Raw genomic sequence first — 20504 nt, forward strand, 5'->3', positions numbered from 1 at the left:
ACAACAGTCTTTAAAAGTCTAAATTTATGTATTTAAAATTAATCCTATAAATGTCTGTATATAAAAAAATAGCGATTGTTGTAATTTCTCTTTTTGCACTTGTAATTCTTGCCAACATCGGGCTGAATTACTGGATCAAAAAACAGCTTCCAATCATTATTCACGAAAAAAATAAAACCGCATATAATATTAACTATGAAAAAATTGAAGTATCTCTTTTTTCTAGAAATATTAATGCACAGACTTTATTGGTAAGCCCTAAAAATGAGCCAAAAGACAGTAAAAATGGGCTTTTCGCCAAAATTGAGTCTATTACGATTAAACATTTTAATATTTGGGATTTAGCATTTCGCGATATTATTCAAGCCGAAAGCATCATCATCAATAAACCTCGAGTGATTTTGTACAAAAAAGGCGAAAAGCTCATAAACAACAGCAAAAGTATTAGAACCGAAATTGTAGATCCTTTTCGTAAAATTATAGCCGTTTCCAATATTTACCTGAACGATGGAACGGTCGATGTGGTTTCTCTGGATACGGACAAGCCGATTTTCAGCATTAAAAAAATTCTTTTAAAACTGGAAGGTATATTAATTACTGATGCTACACTAAAAGAAAAAATTCCGCTTCAATATAAAAGCTATGCCTTGGTCTGTGACAGTTTGTTTTACAGACCAAATATTTTCTACCACATCAACATCGGAAAAATAAGTACCGAAAAGAATTTTTTAAAGATTAATAATTTCTCTAATCTTCCTCAGTTTAGCCGAAGAGAATTTACAAAACGTCTTGAAAAAGAAAAGGATATTTACAATTTAAAATTTGACTCAGCACAGGTTGAAAAAATGGATTGGGGCTTTAAAAACGACCGCTTTTATTTTAAAGCCAATTCGCTGGTGATTAATCATTTTGATGCTAATATTTACCGCGGAAAAATGGTAAAAGACGATCCAAGCAAAAAATATCTTTACAATCATTTATTGCGAAATCTAAAATTCCCTCTTCAAATTGACACTTTGCAAGTTCTTAAATCGAAATTGGTTTATGAAGAAGAACTTGATTTTGCTAAAGGGCCAGGAATGCTAACTTTTGACAAATTCAATTTACAAGCAACGAATCTGCGAAGCGGTTTTGGTCTGAAAAAAACGGATGATGTAAAAATTAAAGTCAAATGTATTTTCATGAAGAATTCTCCGCTTGATGTCGATTGGCGTTTTAATGTTCTGGACAAAAGTGACGGATTTCATATTCAAGGCATGATTTCAAATTTTGATGTTGGAGCTATGACAAAATTCACTAAACCCTACATCAACAGTACTTTTACCGGAACTTTCAATAAATACCGTTTTAATTTCTACGGAAACGACAACGGATCGAAAGGAAATGCTTCATTGGATTATGAAGATCTGAAAGTAAAATTATACCAAAAGAAAAGCCCAGAAAAAGAAGCCAAACTCAAAACGGCAGTTGCTAATTTATTAGTTAAAAACGATTCGAAAGAAAAACCCAAAACCGCCGAAGTCGAAGTTGAACGGCTTCAAGATCGATCGTTCTACAATCTTTTGTGGAGAAGTATTGCAGAATCATTGAAGAAGATTTTGATTTAGAATATTATTTTTCAGCCACAAATTGCACGAATTGGCACTAATTTTTTATTCGCAGTGTAAAAAAAGAAAAATTCGAGAAAATTTATGCAATTCGTGACAATCTTTTTACACTATCCGCAATCCCATTCAAACCTGACAATTATCAGGTTTTAGGAAAATTTATTTTTCTTCATTTGTTCCTATTTTAATCCGAATACAAATGACAAAAAATAACCTGCATACTTTTCATATTCCAGTAATGGGATTGGCTTATACCATAGACAGCCCTATTCGAGTAGCGCAGTACGGAATTTCATCTGTTGTTGCTTTAGCAGACGATGATCTGATTGAGAAGATGCGTAATTTTTACAGCACAAAATTCAATATTCCTTACGAAGAAATCACTCAAAAATTTCACGACTACCGCGCTGAAAGAATTACCTCTTATTTAAATTTAATCGATAAAATTGTAAAAGAGAAATTCGAAAATTTCAAAACAGAATTGGCAGAAAGCAAAACAGCTTTAGAAAACTTTATGTCAATGCTGCCAAATACTTCTGACATTAAAAAAGGATTTCAGAATTTATTGGATGACGGAATTGCTTTTAAAGAGAACATCCAAAATTATATCGAAACCAATCTTTTTCCAGGAGAAATCGATGTTAACATTATGACCAAATTGGACAAAGATAATTTTGTTAAAAATGAACAGCTTCCAATTGAGTTTAATGATGCACATGCTGCTTTAAGAGGTTTTGCCAAAAGTAATCTAGAATCTTCTGTAGTGCTTTCTGCTGGAATGAATCCGAGATTGTTTGGTTACTTCGAAAACTTCAAAGATTTTTTTCCAAATGAAAATAACGAACTGAAAAAGAAAATTATCTTAAAAGTAAGTGATTTTAGATCGGCTATGATTCAAGGAAATTTCTTGGCCAAAAAAGGGCTTTGGGTTTCAGAATATCGAATAGAATCGGGATTAAACTGCGGCGGACATGCCTTTGCTACCGACGGACTCTTATTGGGCACGATTTTAGAAGAATTCAAGCAGAAAAAAGAACAATTGGTACAATCGGCCCACGATTTAATGATTAAGGCTTTACAGGCAAAAAATCAGCCTATTCCTGAAAATCCGTTAGAATTAAAAATTACGGTTCAAGGCGGCGTTGGAACTGCAGCAGAACATGAGTTTTTATTAGACGAATATAACGTTGATTCTGTAGGCTGGGGTTCGCCATTTTTATTAGTTCCAGAAGCGACATCTGTCGATAAAGAAACTCGTAATTTATTAATGAATGCCAAAGAAGATGATTTTTATTTAAGCAATATTTCTCCTTTGGGAGTTCCTTTTAATACTTTGAAAGGAACTACAAATGAATTTTTAAAGCAAAAGCGAATTCATGAAAACAAAGCAGGAAGTTCTTGTCCGAAGAAATTTTTAGCTTTAAGCAAAGAATACGACCCACACGGAATTTGCACAGCTTCAAAAAAATATCAGGATATTAAGCTGGAAGAATTAGAAGCAAAAAAGAATTCGATTTCTTCAGATGAATTTGAGAAAAGCAAAATCAAAATCACCGAAAAATCCTGTCTTTGTGTTGGCTTGGCCAATGCTTCTTATCTAGAAAATGACATTAAAATAAAAGGTCAGGCACAAGGCGTAGTAATTTGCCCTGGGCCAAACTTAGCTTATTTTGATCAGGAAGTTTCTTTAAAAGAAATGATCCAGCATATTTATCAAGGCAAATCGGTTATTAGAATTGAGCGCCCAAACTTGTTTATAAAAGAGCTTAAAATGTATATTACCTATTTTAGAAATGAAATTCAATCTATTTCTGGAGAACTTACAGTAGCTCAGCTTAAAAAATTGAATTCTTTTAAATCTAATCTGTTAGATGGAATTGAGTATTATAAAAATTTATTTGAATCGACGTCAGTCTTTAAGGGTCATCTTGATCAACTCGATTCTTGTAAATCAGAATTAGTTGGTATTAAAATTCCCGTTTCAGAGTTGGTTTAAAATTGAAAACCCCAAATTATTATCTAATTTGGGGTTTGTTTTTATTTATAGAATAACTATTCTTTCTTTTTGTTTTTACTGTCAATAACAGCTCCTGTTCCAGTTCCTACCGCAGCTCCAGCTAAACCTCCAATAATCGCACCTTCTCCTTTTTTCTTACTGACAATTGCGCCAGTTGCAGCACCTACTCCAGCACCAATTACAGCACCTTTAGCGGTTGCACTCCAACCTTTCTTTTTAGCTGGTGCAGCTGTTGTTGTAGCGGCGGCTTGCTGATGCACTACTACAACTTTCTCTTTTTGAGCTTCGATCTTTTCCTCGTTTAATTTCGCCATTTCAGTCTTCATCGAATCGATAACACGCTGTTTGTTAATCTCAACTTTCATTGAATCAATGCTGGCTTGTTTAGCTTTATTTATATCTTCTTTGCTTTGATTTTGGCAAGAAGTTAAAAATATCACGGTCAATAAAATATATAAGCCTTTCATGATTGTAATTTTTTAAAATTATACATTACAAATTAAGGAATATCTGCTATAATGTTTATTACAGAATTCTTATGAAAGTTTATAAGATTTGAAGATTGATGTTTGTTTCTCGCTGTGTTTTATTTTTCAAGCTGAATGATTTATGCTCGCAAAGTCGCGAAGGCGCAAAGTTTTTATTTTTAAGTTTAATAGCATTCAGCTAAAACTTGGATGAAAAAGTCATCAAAAGAAAAGGCTTTAGCTAAACTGAACTCGTTTGGCTAAAGCCCTCTTAACTTCATCTTTAATACCTCCAGCTAAAGCTGGAGGCTATTGAGAAAAAAATCTTTTTAATCTGTGGCTTAAAAAAACTTTGCGCCTTCGCGCCTTTGCGAGATTAATTTTTTACTTCCCTAAAATTCCTTTTTTCAGAATTTGCCCGAAATCATACATATCTTCATAAGAGCAATATAACGGAACTGGTGCTAGACGAATAACGTTTGGTTCGCGCCAATCTGTAATGACACCATTTTTCATTAAATAATCAAACAAGGCTCTTCCTTCTCCGTGAAGGAAAACAGATAATTGTGAAGCTCTTTCTTCTGGGTTAGAAGGTGTAATAATTTCGAAGGTACTTTCTACTTCTTTATCAATTTCATGAAGAATAAATTCCAAGTAAGAAGTAATATGATCGCGTTTTGCAATTAAAGTATCCATTCCAACCTCAGCAAACATTTCTACTGAAGCCAAATATGGTGCTAAAGATAAAACCGGAAGATTACTAATCTGCCATCCATCTGCACCGTGAACCGGATCAAAATTAGGTTCCATTTTAAAACGGCGCTCTTTGTTGTGTCCCCACCATCCTGCAAATCTTGGCAAGTCTGAATTATGATGTTTTTCGTGAACAAAACAACCCGAAGCATTTCCTGGGCCTGAATTCATATATTTATAACTGCACCAAGCAGCAAAATCTACATTCCAATCATGAAGTTCTAATTTGATATTTCCTGCCGCGTGTGCTAAATCCCATCCTACTTTGGCTCCAGCTTTTTGTCCGGCGGCAGTGATGGTTTTAATATCAAAAACTTGTCCGGTATAATAATTAACTCCACCAATTAAAACTAAAGCCAGTTCGTCTCCAACTTCTTCAATTTTTGCTAAGACATCTTCTAGACGAATATTGTGTTCTCCTTCACGACGTTTGATTTCTACAATTGCATCTTCAGTTTTATAACCATGAAAATTGACCTGACTTTGAAACATATATTGATCTGACGGGAAAGCTTTTTCTTCGCATATAATTTTATAACGCTTCCCTTTTGGCTGGTAAAAAGAAACCATCAGTAAGTGAAGATTTACAGTCAAAGTATTCATCACCGTAACTTCAGATGGAAGCGCACCCACAATTTTACTCAAAGGTTCTGCAAATCTTTCTTGATAATCCCACCAAGGTTTTTCGGCATAAAAATGACCTTCAACTGCCAAATTTGCCCAATCATCCATTATTTCATCAACATAAGCTTTGGTGCGTTTTGGCTGTAAGCCTAGTGAATTTCCTGTAAAATAAATTACTCGTTTGTCGTTTACTTTTGGAAAAATAAATTGTTCCTGATAGTGGTTTAGTGTGTCTTTCGAATCTAGCTCTCGTGCAAATTCGCGTGTATTTTGAAAAGTCATTGTGTTTTTGTTTTGGATGCTAAAATAACAAAAATTGTTTGTTTTGTTTCAGGTTAATATGCGTTGTGGCTTTTAACCGCAAAGTTCGCAAAGGTTTTCTTTACTCAGTTTGTGTTTGCCGAATGTAAAAGAACGCAAAGCTTTGCGAACTTTGCGATTTTAAACGCAAAGGTCACAAGGTTTTTTTACTCAGTTTGTGTTTGCCACGTGCAAAAGAACGCAAAGCTTTGCGAACTTTGCGTTTGTAAACGTTAGCTTAGATAAAAATCCTTGCGAACTTTGCGGTTAAAAGACACAAAGTATATTAACTTGAAGCTTGAAACCTGAAACTTGAAACCATTAAAAAACAGAAAACCCGACAGCTTCTAAAAAACTGTCGAGTCTTCTTTATAATATAAATTCTAATTAAAGAATTAACATCGCGTCTCCGTAAGAATAGAATTTGTATCCTTCTTTAATCGCTTCATCGTATGCTTTTTTCATTAAATCGTGTCCACAGAAAGCAGAAATCATCATTAACAATGTTGATTTTGGTGTGTGGAAGTTTGTAATCATACAGTTTGCAATACTAAAATCGTGAGGAGGGAAAATAAATTTATTTGTCCATCCTTCGTAAGGATTCAAAGTATTAGCAGAAGAAACAGAGCTTTCAATTGCACGCATAGAAGTTGTTCCGACTGCGCAAATACGTTTTTTCTTTGCTTTTCCTTCGTTTACAATATCACAAGCTTTTTGAGTGATGATCAATTCCTCAGAATCCATTTTGTGTTTAGATAAATCTTCTACCTCAACTGGGTTAAAAGTCCCTAAACCAACGTGTAAAGTTACCTCAGCAAAATTTACTCCTTTGATTTCTAATTTCTTCAAAAGGTGTTTTGAGAAGTGTAAACCAGCAGTTGGTGCCGCTACAGCTCCTTCTTCTTTTGCATAGATTGTTTGGTATCTTTCAGCATCTTCAGCAGTAACTTCTCTGTTGATGTATTTAGGAATTGGAGTTTCTCCAAGTTCTGTCAATTTGTTTCTGAATTCTTCGTAAGACCCATCGTATAAGAAACGTAATGTTCTACCACGAGAAGTTGTATTATCGATTACTTCAGCAACTAACGAATCGTCATCACCAAAATAAAGTTTATTTCCGATACGGATTTTTCTAGCGGGATCAACCAAAACATCCCAAAGGCGTTGCTCAGAATTTAATTCTCTTAATAAGAAAACTTCAATTCTAGCTCCAGTTTTTTCTTTGTTTCCGTACAAACGTGCAGGGAAAACTTTTGTATTATTAAGAATTAAAACGTCTCCGTCATCAAAATAGTTGATCACGTCTTTAAACATTTTATGTTCGATAGTGTTTTTTTTACGGTCAATTACCATTAAACGAGATTCATCTCTATTTTCTGCTGGGAATTCAGCCAAAAGTTCTTTCGGTAAATTGAAATTGAAGTGTGATAATTTCATATTTGAATTGTTGATTTTAGAGTGTAGCTTTTAGATTTGTTTATCTAAAATTTTAAATCGGTTGCAAATATACGATTGTGAGATAGGCGTTGTCAAGTCTTTTGACGTTTATTTTCAAAAGTCCTTGATTTTGTGAGGTTTCGAGATGGCTAAAAAATGCTTTTTTTCTACAAAAAACATTTTCAACCTATTATTGTCATTTTGACGAAGCAGAAATCTCCGCAAGTAACTCCATTCCAATAAGCTAATCTTTGTAGAGCTTCTTGCGGAGATTTCTCCTTCGTCGAAATGACAAACTTTGTGAGTACAATCAAATTCACGCATAAAAAAACCTCTCGTTAAAACCAGAGGCTATGTTTTATTGAATTTTAATTGAACTTACTATTACTTATATGGTTCAAAAAAATTTACAATTCTGTTATTTGAAAGTTTAAAGCTTTTAAATCGTTCCAGAAATCTGGGTAAGATTTAGAAACTACTTCGGCATCATCAATAATAATTGGAACTTTTATTGCTAATGGTGCAAATGCCATTGCCATGCGGTGATCGTTGTATGTTGCAATATGCACATCATGATTAATATCGCCAGAACGCAATAAAGTCAAGCTATCATTAGTAACAGAAATATTAGCTCCTAATTTTGTAAGCTCAATTCTTAAAGCTTCTAGTCGGTCTGTTTCCTTAATTTTTAAAGTATGAAGTCCTGTTAGATGACATCCAATTCCTAAACCTAAACAAGTAACTACGATAGTTTGAGCGATATCTGGCGTATTGTTCAATTCAAAATTTACATCTTCGTAATTGAATCCAGAAACTTTTTCCAAAGTCATTTTGTTGTTTTGGAAAGTAGTCTTCACCCCCATCTTCTCATAAAGAGAAACCAATTCAGAATCTCCTTGAAGACTGTTTTCTTTATAACTGCTTAAAGTAATTTTAGCCGCATCAGACAAAGCTACAAGGCTAAAGAAATAAGAAGCCGAACTCCAGTCTGACTCTACCACCATTTCTTTAGTTTCAACTGATTCTTTAGGGAATACCTTAATCACATTTCCTTCAAAACTCGTTTTAATATCTAAATCAGCTAGCAAAGCTAAAGTCATTTTGATATACGGAATCGAAGTAATTTCTCCTTCTAAAGTCAACTCTAAACCATTATCTAATTTTGAAGCTACTAATAAAAGTGCCGAAATATATTGGCTGCTTACATTGGCTGCCAAAGTTACTTTTGAATCTGTAACTTTTTTTCCTTTAATTCGAATTGGCGGATAACCTACTTCTTTCTCATATGAAATCTCAACACCCAATTGTGCCAAAGCTTCCACTAAAATTTTAATCGGACGCTCCTGCATTCTGCTAGAACCTGTCAAAACCACTTCTCTACCTTCGTTAACCGAAAAATAAGCAGTAAGAAAACGCATTGCTGTTCCTGCGTGATGAATATCTACAATTTCATCATTTCCTGCCAATGCTTTCTGCATTACTTCGCTGTCGTCTGAGTTGGAAGTATTGGCTAAAGTAATATTTGGAAATAATGCTTTTAATAACAATAAGCGGTTCGTTTCACTTTTAGAACCGGTGATATTTAGTTGCGAATCATCAATAGTGAATATTGAATTCGTGCTTAATTTTAAATTCATTTTTTTAATTGTAAGTTGTGCATTATGAATTAGGAATGATTAGAAACATAATTCAGCCCCGCAATTTACCACTCCCCATTCATAATTCAAAATTCAAAACTCATAATTCAGAACTTATGAATGATATTTCACAATTATTTCAATTTATCATTGTTTTTGTGACGATCTTTATCTCTAACCGATTTTAGATCCATTTTTTTATCGAAAGATGCTTGTAAATCGATTCCTGTTTGATTGGCTAAACACAGTACAACAAAAACAACATCGGCCAATTCTTCTCCTAAATCTTTGTTTTTATCACTTTCTTTTTCAGATTGTTCTCCATAACGGCGCGCAATGATTCTAGCAACCTCGCCAACTTCTTCTGTCAGCTGTGCCATATTGGTCAATTCGTTAAAGTAGCGAACACCATGTTCTTTTATCCAAGTATCAACAGCTAATTGTGCATTTTTCAAATCCATATTCTATATCTTTTTAAGAATTATTTTTTCATTTTGGCTTACGATCATCTTCTGAAAAAACTCTTTTATCATTCCGTAATACTCGGCTACAAAAATACTACTGTTGATTTCTTTTTGGCTCACAATTTGAATTTTGTTTTCAGAAACCGAAAAATTTAAAATAAAAGACATCAGCTTGTCCTCTGAAGATATTCTAAATGGTTTAGGAAGTGATTCTACAGTATATCCCTGCGGAATTTCAATATTCAAATTAAACTTTTCTATGTTTTTATATCCAAAATAAACAGGCATTTGCCTTTTTTCTTGATTGAACGGATTTTTACTTTGGGTAAAAAACAATAAAGGGTTTACAAAAATCTTCCCATCAATAATATCCGAACGGTTGCTTGAAGCAAAAGAAAAAGTTTCTATGACCGACTGATCTAAGTTTGATTTCTGATTTTCGATTGCATAATTTGAAATCTCTAAACCTCCCAATCTATTCTCTAATTTTTCAAGATAAGCGTCTTCCGTTTTAGTATTATTTTCTTCTCTAAAACTGTATGCATCATAATCTGTTCGTTGAACTCGAGCCTGACCATTCATTTTTCCGTCAGGATTTATTTTGACTATAAGACTGTAAATTTCTTTAGACTGTTGTGTTGGATCTAATTGAATTTCTTCAGAACTGCCATCTTTTTTGATTAATCTTCCGTTCCAATTTAAAACATTTAATGGTAAAATGTTTGGCGCCGTAAGTTTATGACTTGCATCCAAAAGAGTTTTTTTACCATCAATTTCGGCCGCAACTATTACATAATTGAATCCCGTTCTTGTTGGATACACTGGAAGTCCATTTTGTATAGTACTTACCAAAACAGGATTGGCTTCTATACCAGCCGCACGAAGCATATTTATCAGAATAAAATTGATTTCTGCGACATTACCAGTTTGATCTTTATAAGCTTTTTCGACTCCTTTTTCTGTATAACAGCTATTAATCTCATTCCAATTCATTCGATTTTTAACATACGTAAAAATCAGATTTAATCTTTCCTTTTTATCTTCTACGTTAGACAATAATTTATTCAGATCATCTGTAAATAAACTGCCTTGATTTAATTGTTTTCCAAAGCTGTCATCTTTAAAAATAGTTTTTGCCACACCTTCCCAAGTTAAACTGTAATCTTTTACAGGCTGATCAGGAAGACGCACTCTTTCTAATTCTTGCTGAATGCTTCCGCGATAATTTTCAAGATTATTAATGTAAGGTTCCTCTTTTAATGCTGGAACATCTTTTCCTTTGTAAAAGGTTTCAATCTGTTTATAATTAAATGAGCTTGTCTGACTGTAAGCATTATCAAAACTCTGACTAGCGCCTGTAAATTTAGATTCTGTTTCTAACGGAATTCCTCCAATTAAAATGGGTTTATAAATATAAAATTCTGGAATCTGTGTTTTGTAATAAAAATAGTCAACAGGAATACTGAACTGAACATCAAAATCGGGAAACTTCACCAGATTTTCAGATCTTAAAACATATTTGTATTCAATAATAGAACCTACTTTTACATTGGGCAAAGTAATCGTCTTTTCTTTCCAATATTGATTGATTTTGTTTTTAAACTCGCCCTGATTATTTAATTTAGTTTTTACGATGTTGCCATTTTCTAAATTATAGGTCACTGCATCTGAAAATTCCAAACGATCTTCATTTAACTTATCATAACCGATATAAAAACGCACTTTCTGGTCGGCCCAGCTTAAACCTTCTTTTTTATAAATTTTGATTTTCACTTCGCAGACATGGTTGGCATAAAATCCAACATCTTTATTATAGCCAAAATAAGTTCTTCCTTTTTTAAACAAGATAGCAGCGGGTGCGCTACTATCTTTAGGATGAACTTTTTCATTTAACTCTGCAATAGTTACTTTTCCCAAGTCATAATTTTGAGCTTGAATAGTTATTGTACTTCCCAAAAGGGTGATACAAATTAGAAGGAATCTCAGCATAATTAAATACGTTTCAAAACGATTTTTTCCGTTTCTTTTTCTACCATTGTTTTATAATATTCTTTCAGCATCTCATATTTTTCAGCAGAAACAATAGCTTCATTTATTTGATGCAAAATAGACAACTGAAGTTTATTGTCGTTTGCCGCTATATTAAATTTAAAAACACCCAAATTATCTTCCATTGTTACAACAGCTGGGGCTGGCAATGTTTCAACCACAAAGCCTTCTGGTATTTCAATATTAATACTGTACTTATCTGTGAATGGAAAACTAAAATCTACTGGATATTCTCTACTTTCCTGCTTAAACGGATTATTATTTGTCGCAAAAAACAACATTGGATTCAAATAAATTTTACCTCCAATAACTTCGCACAAATCATTTCCTGTAAAAGAATAGCTTTCTATAATAGGAAGAAGAATATCCTTTTCGTTTGTTTTTGAATAATCGCTGATTTCGATTTTTTTATTTTTGTTTTCTAGCTTTTCTAAATATTCTTCTTCTTTTAAACCTTCAATATTGCCACGCGTAATCATGGCGTTATAATCCATGTATTGTCTTCTTGTTTTTCCGGTAACTTTTCCAGCGCTATCGATACTGTAATTCATAAAAACATTATCAACAGAAGTTTTCTCTGGCATTAAATTAATTTCTTCTGATGAACCATCTTTTCTAATTAATCTTCCTGACCAATTTAAAACTCTAAGTGGCAAAACATTCGGAACCGTAAATTTTTCTGACGCATCTAGTAAAACATATCCGTTTGGAGTTTCTACCGCAGCAATTACGTAATTGAATGCCGTTCTGTTAGGAAACAACGCTATTCCGTTTGAACGTGTACTTACCAAAACTGGATTTGCTGTTAATCCTGAATAACGAAGCATCGCTGTAAGCATTAAATTTATATCGGCAATATTTCCCGTTTTTTCTTTGTACGCTTTTTTAACTCCATTATCACAGCCATAACCGTAATATTTATTCCATTTTACGTTTGATTTTACGTGATTTAAAATAACTAAGATTTTCTCTTCAGGCGTATTGATTCCTGAAAGTATTTTTTTCAAATCATCTTCAAAATAACCTGTTTTATTAAGCTCAGGACCAAAATCATCATAATCATAAATTGTTCTTACAACCGAAGCCCAATCTGCAGAATATTCTTTAAGCACCTGATTTGGAAATTTCGTCATTGATAATTCGTGAGCAACAGACGATGTATAATTATCAATATTGTTAACATAAGCCTCATCTTTCATTGCTGGAAAATCTACCGCTTTGTACGTAACTTGATCTTCCATATAACTTAAATAATCAGTAGAAAAATTAGTCGATGTCACACGTCCACCCGATCTTTCCTTGTTATTAAAAGTGATACTTTTGGCAACCCTTGCTGTTGTTGCCTTAGGAAAAAAATAACCTTTTTGTCTTGGACTGAAAGTGTAATATTCGGGAATGAATGTTGAAAATTCAGAATAGTTCACTGGAATACTCGTTTGAAAATCCCAATCTCTTATTATTTCCTGTGGACATTTAATACTATATTTAAATTCAATAACAGAACCTTCTTTTACATTAGGCATTGTTATTTTTTTTAAGCTTTTATATTTATTTAGTACTTCCTCAAAAACGCCATCACTTTTAAGCTTCGTTTTTTCAATTTTACCGCCAACTATGTTGTAAGTTACAGCATCCGAAAAAGACACTTTCTCTCTTAGACCAGAATAATTATAGAACCAAACATCCTGGTTTGCCCAATCTAGGCCTTCTTTTTTGTAAATTTTAATTCTGGTTTCTACATCTGTCACTGTGACAAAACCATCATTAACATCATACTCAATTCTTGCTGTTCCTTTTTTATACAAAATAGCGGCTGTCGCTGCCGAATCTTTCGGGTGCGACTTTTGTTCTAATTCTGCAATGGATACTTTTCCTAATTTAAATTCCTGCGACATCGCTTTTGAAGCGATCAATAAAAGCACAGTGAGACTAAATAATTTAATAATTTTCATTGGTAATTTTTGGTTTACTTTGGTTACACTTGTTAGTTTTTGGTTAATATTATTTTGGCGTTATCGTTTCTCGAGACTTGTTCCATAAATAGGCGATACTCATCATATTCTTTGTTCGAATATTTTCCTTTATTTAAAAACATCGATCTTTTATAAGTCAGTTTATTATTGTCTTTTTTAATGATTTCGGTTTTGTATTCGCCAAATTTGCCTTTTAGCTCATAATTGGAAGGCAGGAATTCGATACTGAAACCTTCTGGAAGATTGATTTCAATTTCATCGGTATCTAAAAAACCACGTTGTATTTGAAAAGGATTTTTTCGGTTTCTAATGCGTTTTACGTTTCCTGTATATTGATTGAAAGCATCGACTACAAAAATCATTTTGTTACCCGTAATAGCTCCATAATTTACAGCGCTTATCTGAACATCTTCGGTAAAACGAATATTTTCTTTATCATTTGTAAAAGTAATTTTACCTAGTTTCAAGTTGTTGATATTATCCCAATACTCTTTGTAATGTTCCTCTTTTTCATTTGGTTGCATAGTTTCTACTCGAGATTTAGAAGCATACACACTTCCTTGAGAGGCTATTTTTAAAGTGCCAGAAAAATTTCCAGTTGGATCAATTGTGTAAACGCCTTTCCCTACTTGCGTGTTTCCTTTATCATCGTAGATTTTAGTTCGTACAATTTGCCCTCCTTCAGGTTTTACAACCAAAACATCGCGATCGTCAGTAAAAATTCCTTGATATCCAAACGGATCGTCCTGACTTGTACATTCCAACCAGATATAATTATCTTTATTAGGAATCGCCAAAATCATATGATTCCCTTGCATCGAAACAAAATCAGATTGAATATTTTCTTTGTAACGATCACCATATAAAATAGTATTATAAGATGGAACATCTACAACCTCTAAAAGCGCTTTTGTATAGTTTGACAACGCTTTGCAATCTCCATATCCTAAACGGTCAACATCGTTGGCTAACATGGGTTTCCAACCGCCAATGCCAATTGCAATGTTTACATATCGCGATTTTTTTTGCACATAATCGTAAATGATTTTAGCTTTCTTTATAGGATCTTTTTCATCTCCAACCAATGCTTTAATTTTTGCTTTGGTCTCTTCTGTCAAAACAGTCGTACCAGTTAAGATTTTATCTTCATACCATTTTCCGAATGCTTCCCAAGTAGTAGCATTTCCGTCCACTCCTTCTAAGTGAAAGTTTTCTAATCCCATCATGACTTTAGGAAAAAGATCTGAAGGAGAAGGGCTAAGATCTTCTTGTTTTTGAGCCGCGATATTTGTTGCTGTATAACTTAGATTTGTATCTGTATCGGCTGTTTTGGTTATGTTGAAGTTATCAAATTGGAACTCTTTTTTCTTAAAGCCCAATCCTTTCGGGAAAGTTACATTCAAAACGCATTTTTCTACGCTCAAATAATAACCTCCAATAAAATACCATTTTGGTATAAATGCAGTATTTGAAGTTTCAACTTCGCTGGTATAAGCAATTGTAAAAGGATAGGAAATGGGTGTATAATTTAAATAAAGCACTCGATTGTCAGAAAAAAGAGTACTTCCGCCTACAGCGCTCTGATCTTTAAAATCTTTTCTTTTGATTTTTTTTATCTCATTCCCCAATGCATCATAAACTACAGCTTCGATATTTTTTATTGAAGTTGTTTTATCATAATGACAGTATGCGTCAATATCATTTAGACCCTTTTCATTTAAAACAGAAACCACTCTTTGGGTCTTAATATTCATACTTCTTTGCGAAGCAATAACAATATCCATTTGGTCTAAACGAAGAACAGCATTGGCATTCTGTTTTAAACTATCTGGAATAGAAAGAATAGGATAATTGCTCTTTTGGGCGAATGAATTAAGGGTTGTTAAGAATAAAAATAACGCAAAAAAAAGGTTTTTCATTAGTAGGGATTTTCATCAAATATATATTATTTTCAGAAATCCTTAACAAATGTTTAATAATATTTTTACTCCCTGTTTTTGCTATCCATTACAATGGTAACGGGCCCGTCATTGAGAAGACTGACTTTCATATCGGCGCCAAAAATTCCTGTTTGCACTTTCTTGCCCAACTCTTTTTCTATTGCTTGAACAAAATTCTCGTACGTCGGAATTGCAAAATCTGGTTTTGAGGCTTTTATATAAGAAGGACGGTTTCCTTTCTTAGTGGATGCATGAAGTGTAAACTGACTTACAACAATAATATCGCCGTCAATATCCTGCACCGAACAATTCATAACATCATTTTCGTCTCCAAAAATTCTCATTTTAATGATTTTCCCAGCCAACCAATCAATATCTTCTTGTGTATCGGCATCTTCAATTCCGACTAAAACCAATAAACCTTTTTGAATGTTGGCAACAATTTTAGAATCAACTGCTACTGATGCTTGGGAAACTCTTTGAATAACTACTCTCATAGAAAATTGTGAATTGTGAATGGTAAATTGTGAATTATGTAGTGCTTAGTTTTTGCTTGGAGGTTATAATAATTGAAGCTAAAATTTTATTTATTTCCACAATATCAGACTTTACAGATTGAAATTGAATCTCATTTAAGTAATTGGATTGAAAAAGCAATTCAAGCCAATAATCTGTTTCATTTGCTTCTTTTTGTGCAATTGCAAGTTTATGAATAAAGTCTTTTTTACTTTCTGCTTGCTCAGATTCTCTAATTAATGCACCTATCGCCGTACCACTGCGAAGTAATTGTTTACTCAAAACATACTCCTTTTTATCATCTTTTAAAAATTGAAAAAGTTTAATAATTCTAAGTGCAAAATTAAAAGACTTTGTTTTAATTATGTTATCAGCCATAATTCAAAATTCACAATTCACAATTTACCATTCACAATTACTTACGTGTTTCATCACTCGCAGCGCGATCTTCACCATACGTATCGGTGCGGTAATGCTCTTCGTCGCCTTCAAGAATTTTAAGGTAACTATTATATCGTGACCAAGCAATTTCATCTTTTTCTAAAGCTGCTTTTATGGCACAATGCGGTTCTTCTTTGTGTAAACAGTTGTTAAACTTACATTGATCTTTCAGTTTGAAGAATTCCGGAAAATAACCGCTGATTTCTGAAGGCTCCATATCAACAATTCCGAAACCTTTAATTCCAGGCGTATCGATAATTCGAGCATCAAAAGACAAATCATACATTTCAGCAAAAGTTGTAGTGTGCTGCCCTTGCTTGCTTTGTTCTGAAATTACCGAAGTTTTTAAATGAAGACTTGGTTCTAGTGCGTTAACCAAAGTTGATTTTCCAACACCAGAGTGTCCAGAAAACATACTTACTTTACCAATCATCATTTCTTTTAGCTTGTCAACGCCTTTGTTTTCTGTCGAAGAAATACGAAGACATTTATATCCAATTTCAGAATAAATATGCTGCAAATAAAGCTGATCGTCTAAAGTCTGATCTGTTAAAGTATCTATTTTATTAAAAACAAGAATGGCTTCGATTCCGTATGCTTCTGCAGTAACCAAAAAACGATCAATAAAACTTGTCGTTGTTGGCGGATTATCAATTGTGATCAATAAAAAAACCTGATCGATATTAGAAGCAATAATATGAATCTGTTTTGATAAGTTAACCGATTTACGAACGATATAGTTTTTTCTTTCGTGAATAGTATGAATTGTTCCTGTAATGGCATCTGAAGTTTCATCCAACTCATAATCAACAATATCACCTACAGCAATAGGATTAGTACTTTTAATACCTTTTATTCTGAATTTCCCTTTCATACGGCATTCCACAAAATCTCCATTTTGAGATTTTACGGTGTACCAGCTTCCTGTAGATTTATAAACGGTTCCTGTCATTCTTTAATTTTAGATTGTAAATTTTAGATTTTAGATTACGCTTTAAAACCTAAAAAATAAAAGGCAAAATTACGTTTTTAGAATGGAACAACGCAATTTCGCCTTTTAAATTTGAGAGACATATCCTTAATTTGCAGACTTTACCAAACTATTTCGGCTAAAGTTTCATTCTCTTTTACTTTTCCTAGCTGAATTGTTTTTAAAGTTCGCGATACTTTGCCCGCTTTTGTGGTATAAATTTCAACCATAATTGTTGCTGGACCATTTTCGGTTAATTCGCTTTCACCAAAATAATCAGTTTTGATTTGATATTTTCCTTTTATCGCATTTCTGATGATATATTGCTCTGGGCCGTAACCTTCTGTGAAGTCTTTTGAAAATCTTCCTCCAATTTGTGTTGAAGTATGGCTGTAATAACATTCTTCATTTGTTGGCTCAATTACATGTAAATCTAAATCAATATCCATTTGGTTCCAGTTCATGATAACTCTGATATCAACCGGCATTTTAGCAAGGTATTTTTTGTCTAGTTTTCCCGTTTTTAAACCAGAATGCTCAGACATTAAACGATTAACATCCATCAAAACAATATCTTCAATACCTTCGTATTGTCCGCTCATTTCTCCATAATAATTCACTTCAAGCGATTTTACCAATTCATCAAACGCTTCTTGATATTTTCCAGCATCTTCAAGCGCCAAAGCATAATCTCTTAAGCTCTGAGGTTCGTGAGATCTCCATTTTACAACTTGTTTTGCAGTAAACAAGGCATCGTCATAATCTTTCCATTGTCTCAAAGTATAAGTCAATGTTTTATAAAGCTGATGATTTTCTAAACCTAAATCGGCAATATTACTGATAACCAGCAATGCTTTTTTAACATCTCCCTGATTGTAGAAAAAGTACGCCACATCAAAATAAAAACTTGGATTTCTTTCCTGAGCTTTTCTCAATTCGAAATACAAATCGTATTGTTTTTCTTTTGGAGCTTTTGCTAAAGCCTTTAAATACAATCTGTCTGGATTCCATTTTTTGTCTTTGTTTTTGGAATCAAAGGTCAATGTATCACTAACAGAGTAATTAAATGTTAGTGATGTTTCATTTGCCGACTGAACATCAACTCCTGCGACTTTCCCTTCCAGTGCTTGTGCTGTATTATTTGTAAGTCCAGATACGATTGCTTTTTCTGCAACATAACCGGCAGTTACCTCTGATTTTTTTTGAGTTCCATACCCTACGACTACTATTTCCTCACTTCCAACTTTTTTATCTTTTAATTCAGTAACTACAGGTGTAGAATTGTCTTGAGGAGCCATATTATATACATTATTATCTTCCTCAACAGCTACAGCTATTCCTCTACCAACAGGTTCATCTACCGTTAAAACAGCATCTGGATCTCCTTTTATAGTTTCAGTTCCAATTGTTATATCCCCATCTCTGTGTCTTGCCCCTGGGGGTGGCGGTGGAACTTGTCCTTTGTGTTTATACTTAGATGCAATTTTTTGTCCTTTGTATTTAACATCTTTTTTCCACCAAGTATTTAATCCTGAAAAATAACTATCGATACTGTCCCAATTATTCTTTTGCTGTGCAAGACTTGTATCATGTTCCTGCTTTTTAATTAAATCAAATTCAGTACGTAATTCTGCTGGCGGTAAAATATCGTACATAATATAATCACGAACATTTTCGAGAACAATCAATGATGTGTTTTTGGTTACAATTCCGAATTTCTTTCCAAGAAGCTCAATTTCATCTGCATTATTAGTGTATTGCAATTCAAGATTGGCAATTTTTTTCTGTGCCCAAAGTTTTTCAACATTCACATCATTAGAATTTTGAACAGTTGCATCAAGCGTAATTTTCTTTTCTAAAGTAACTTCATTATCATAGCCAAATAACAAGGTAATTTCATTTTTTGGATTCAAAGAAATACCTGAAAAACTAAAATTCCCCGAAACCGAAGTTCCTTCCATTGGAAATAAATCGGTTACGGTTAAATTCTCTTTTATGCCTAGAAACTTCAAATTTGTATTTGTTAATTTATCCAAAGCCGTTTCTGCATTTATCTGATTTAAATTGATAAAATTACCTCCCGTTTTCATTGAAGAAAAATTCAAAAAAGCAAAATCTGCAGAAACAGAAGAGGTAATGGCATAAACAGGTTTTTTAGTTTTTGGCAAAAGATTGTCACTCAATGAAGATAATCCATCAGAGAAAAACAAATATTCACTCTGATTTTCAAAACTAATCTGCGAATAACGTGTTCCTCCATCATATTTTGTTTTTTCTAAAACTGCTTTTAATTCAGACCAATTTCCATTTGAAATCACAAATTCTTTTTGTTTTTCGAAAGTATAATTCAGAAAGTATAAAGTCACTTTCGTATTTTTTATTTTCTGAAAATAAGCTTCTAACAAATCCAATTCTTTTTTCAAATCACGCGTTTGACAGCTCAATGAATTGTCCCAAATCAAACCAATTGAACTTGGAATTTTCTTTGCCATTTTAGCTCCATCGACAAAAGCATTTCCGTAGAAATAATATTGCCCACCAGCATTCTGCATTACAACACTCGGAATATCTTGCTGAATTGGAATTTTAAAAAGTAATTTTTCAGCAGGTTGATAGTTTTCTTTCTTTTCAGAAGCTTCAAAAGATTGATTCCATTTTGAGAAAACAATTTCTTTTTCAGAATCTCCCGTCACAACAGGTTTTGCAGCGGCACCTAAAACCGAAACATTAATTTCAAATTTATCTAACTTTTTAGGATAACGGCTCAAAAGCTGATACGCCAAATTATCTTTGTCTGAAGCCGAAAGTTCTTCTTCGTAACCAATAACAACAATTCGTTCACCATTTGGCATTAACGGATAAATTCTAGTTTTAAAATTGTTCCCATCGACTTTTTCCAACAATCCTGGATCGACACGACGATGTTCGATGGCTTCAAAAACTTGTTTCCCTTTATTTTTATTTACCGGAACAGCTTCTCGCAGTTTTCCATTAATATCAATCGCATATCTAGAAACCGAAACATTTTCAGGCAACGGAAAAATAAGCTCTGCTTCCATTTGACGATTTCCCGAATTAAAAAAATGCATTTCGGCTGTAGTGTAAGCAATATTGCCAACGATTTTCACATTGACTTTCAATTGACTCATTCTTACTTTCTCAGCTTCCTCTCCTTTAACGGTAAGCTCCGGACTTTGTGCAAAAGTTTTTGTGCCCGTAAAAACGAGAAAGAAAAACAATACCTTCAAATTCATTTGAAAAATGCGCGGCATAGACGAAAACAATTTTAATTTCATGATACAAAAATTA

At 33.2% G+C, this 20504-nt stretch carries 14 protein-coding genes; 2 read left to right on the top strand and 12 right to left on the bottom strand.

Annotated features, from left to right (window positions below):
* Window positions 1-50 precede the first annotated feature (50 nt).
* Together QLQ95_RS05905 and QLQ95_RS05910 are read left to right on the top strand one after the other, a co-directional pair.
* Window positions 51-1607 carry a hypothetical protein gene (locus tag QLQ95_RS05905; protein ID WP_482503023.1) on the top strand — a complete coding sequence of 519 codons (1557 nt, stop codon included), beginning with the start codon at window positions 51-53 and terminating at the stop codon, window positions 1605-1607.
* Between the two features lie 199 nt (window positions 1608-1806).
* Window positions 1807-3603, top strand: a complete 1797-nt coding sequence (locus QLQ95_RS05910) for a hypothetical protein (protein WP_428237788.1) — start codon at window positions 1807-1809, stop codon at window positions 3601-3603.
* 56 nt (window positions 3604-3659) lie between these two features.
* Here QLQ95_RS05910 and QLQ95_RS05915 read toward each other — a convergent pair whose 3' ends face one another.
* The 12 genes from QLQ95_RS05915 to QLQ95_RS05970 form a co-directional block, all read right to left on the bottom strand.
* Window positions 3660-4091, bottom strand: a complete 432-nt coding sequence (locus QLQ95_RS05915) for a YMGG-like glycine zipper-containing protein (protein WP_320494096.1) — start codon at window positions 4089-4091, stop codon at window positions 3660-3662.
* Between the two features lie 384 nt (window positions 4092-4475).
* Window positions 4476-5750 carry a kynureninase gene (gene kynU, locus QLQ95_RS05920; RefSeq protein ID WP_320494097.1) on the bottom strand — a complete coding sequence of 425 codons (1275 nt, stop codon included), beginning with the start codon at window positions 5748-5750 and terminating at the stop codon, window positions 4476-4478.
* 405 nt (window positions 5751-6155) lie between these two features.
* Complete coding sequence (queA, locus tag QLQ95_RS05925) at window positions 6156-7205, bottom strand: tRNA preQ1(34) S-adenosylmethionine ribosyltransferase-isomerase QueA (protein WP_095928237.1); 1050 nt, start codon at window positions 7203-7205, stop codon at window positions 6156-6158.
* 407 nt (window positions 7206-7612) lie between these two features.
* On the bottom strand, window positions 7613-8842 hold the full coding sequence (locus QLQ95_RS05930; protein WP_095928238.1) for a 3-phosphoshikimate 1-carboxyvinyltransferase: 1230 nt from the start codon (window positions 8840-8842) through the stop codon (window positions 7613-7615).
* A gap of 134 nt (window positions 8843-8976) precedes the next feature.
* The gene (locus QLQ95_RS05935; protein ID WP_095928239.1) at window positions 8977-9303 is read right to left on the bottom strand and encodes a nucleotide pyrophosphohydrolase; all 327 of its coding nucleotides are present in this window, start codon (window positions 9301-9303) and stop codon (window positions 8977-8979) included.
* Window positions 9304-9306: 3 nt separating this feature from the next.
* The gene (locus tag QLQ95_RS05940; RefSeq protein ID WP_482503026.1) at window positions 9307-11262 is read right to left on the bottom strand and encodes a DUF3857 domain-containing protein; all 1956 of its coding nucleotides are present in this window, start codon (window positions 11260-11262) and stop codon (window positions 9307-9309) included.
* A gap of 35 nt (window positions 11263-11297) precedes the next feature.
* A complete protein-coding gene (locus QLQ95_RS05945) occupies window positions 11298-13307 on the bottom strand; it encodes a transglutaminase domain-containing protein (protein ID WP_482503028.1) in 2010 nt (669 codons plus the stop codon).
* A gap of 32 nt (window positions 13308-13339) precedes the next feature.
* Window positions 13340-15247: a DUF3857 domain-containing protein gene (locus QLQ95_RS05950; RefSeq protein WP_482503029.1), complete on the bottom strand. Its 1908-nt coding sequence runs from the start codon at window positions 15245-15247 to the stop codon at window positions 13340-13342.
* Window positions 15248-15312: 65 nt separating this feature from the next.
* On the bottom strand, window positions 15313-15765 hold the full coding sequence (dtd, locus tag QLQ95_RS05955; protein ID WP_482503030.1) for a D-aminoacyl-tRNA deacylase: 453 nt from the start codon (window positions 15763-15765) through the stop codon (window positions 15313-15315).
* Between the two features lie 34 nt (window positions 15766-15799).
* Window positions 15800-16162, bottom strand: coding sequence for a four helix bundle protein (locus QLQ95_RS05960; RefSeq protein WP_320494105.1), 363 nt, complete (start codon window positions 16160-16162; stop codon window positions 15800-15802).
* Between the two features lie 37 nt (window positions 16163-16199).
* Window positions 16200-17177 (bottom strand): ribosome small subunit-dependent GTPase A, encoded by a 978-nt coding sequence (rsgA, locus tag QLQ95_RS05965; protein WP_095928245.1) that lies wholly within the window; start codon window positions 17175-17177, stop codon window positions 16200-16202.
* A gap of 140 nt (window positions 17178-17317) precedes the next feature.
* Complete coding sequence (locus tag QLQ95_RS05970; RefSeq protein WP_482503032.1) at window positions 17318-20491, bottom strand: VIT domain-containing protein; 3174 nt, start codon at window positions 20489-20491, stop codon at window positions 17318-17320.
* Between the last annotated feature and the right edge of the window lie 13 nt (window positions 20492-20504).

It is taken from the genome of Flavobacterium sp. B330r (assembly GCF_056824325.1).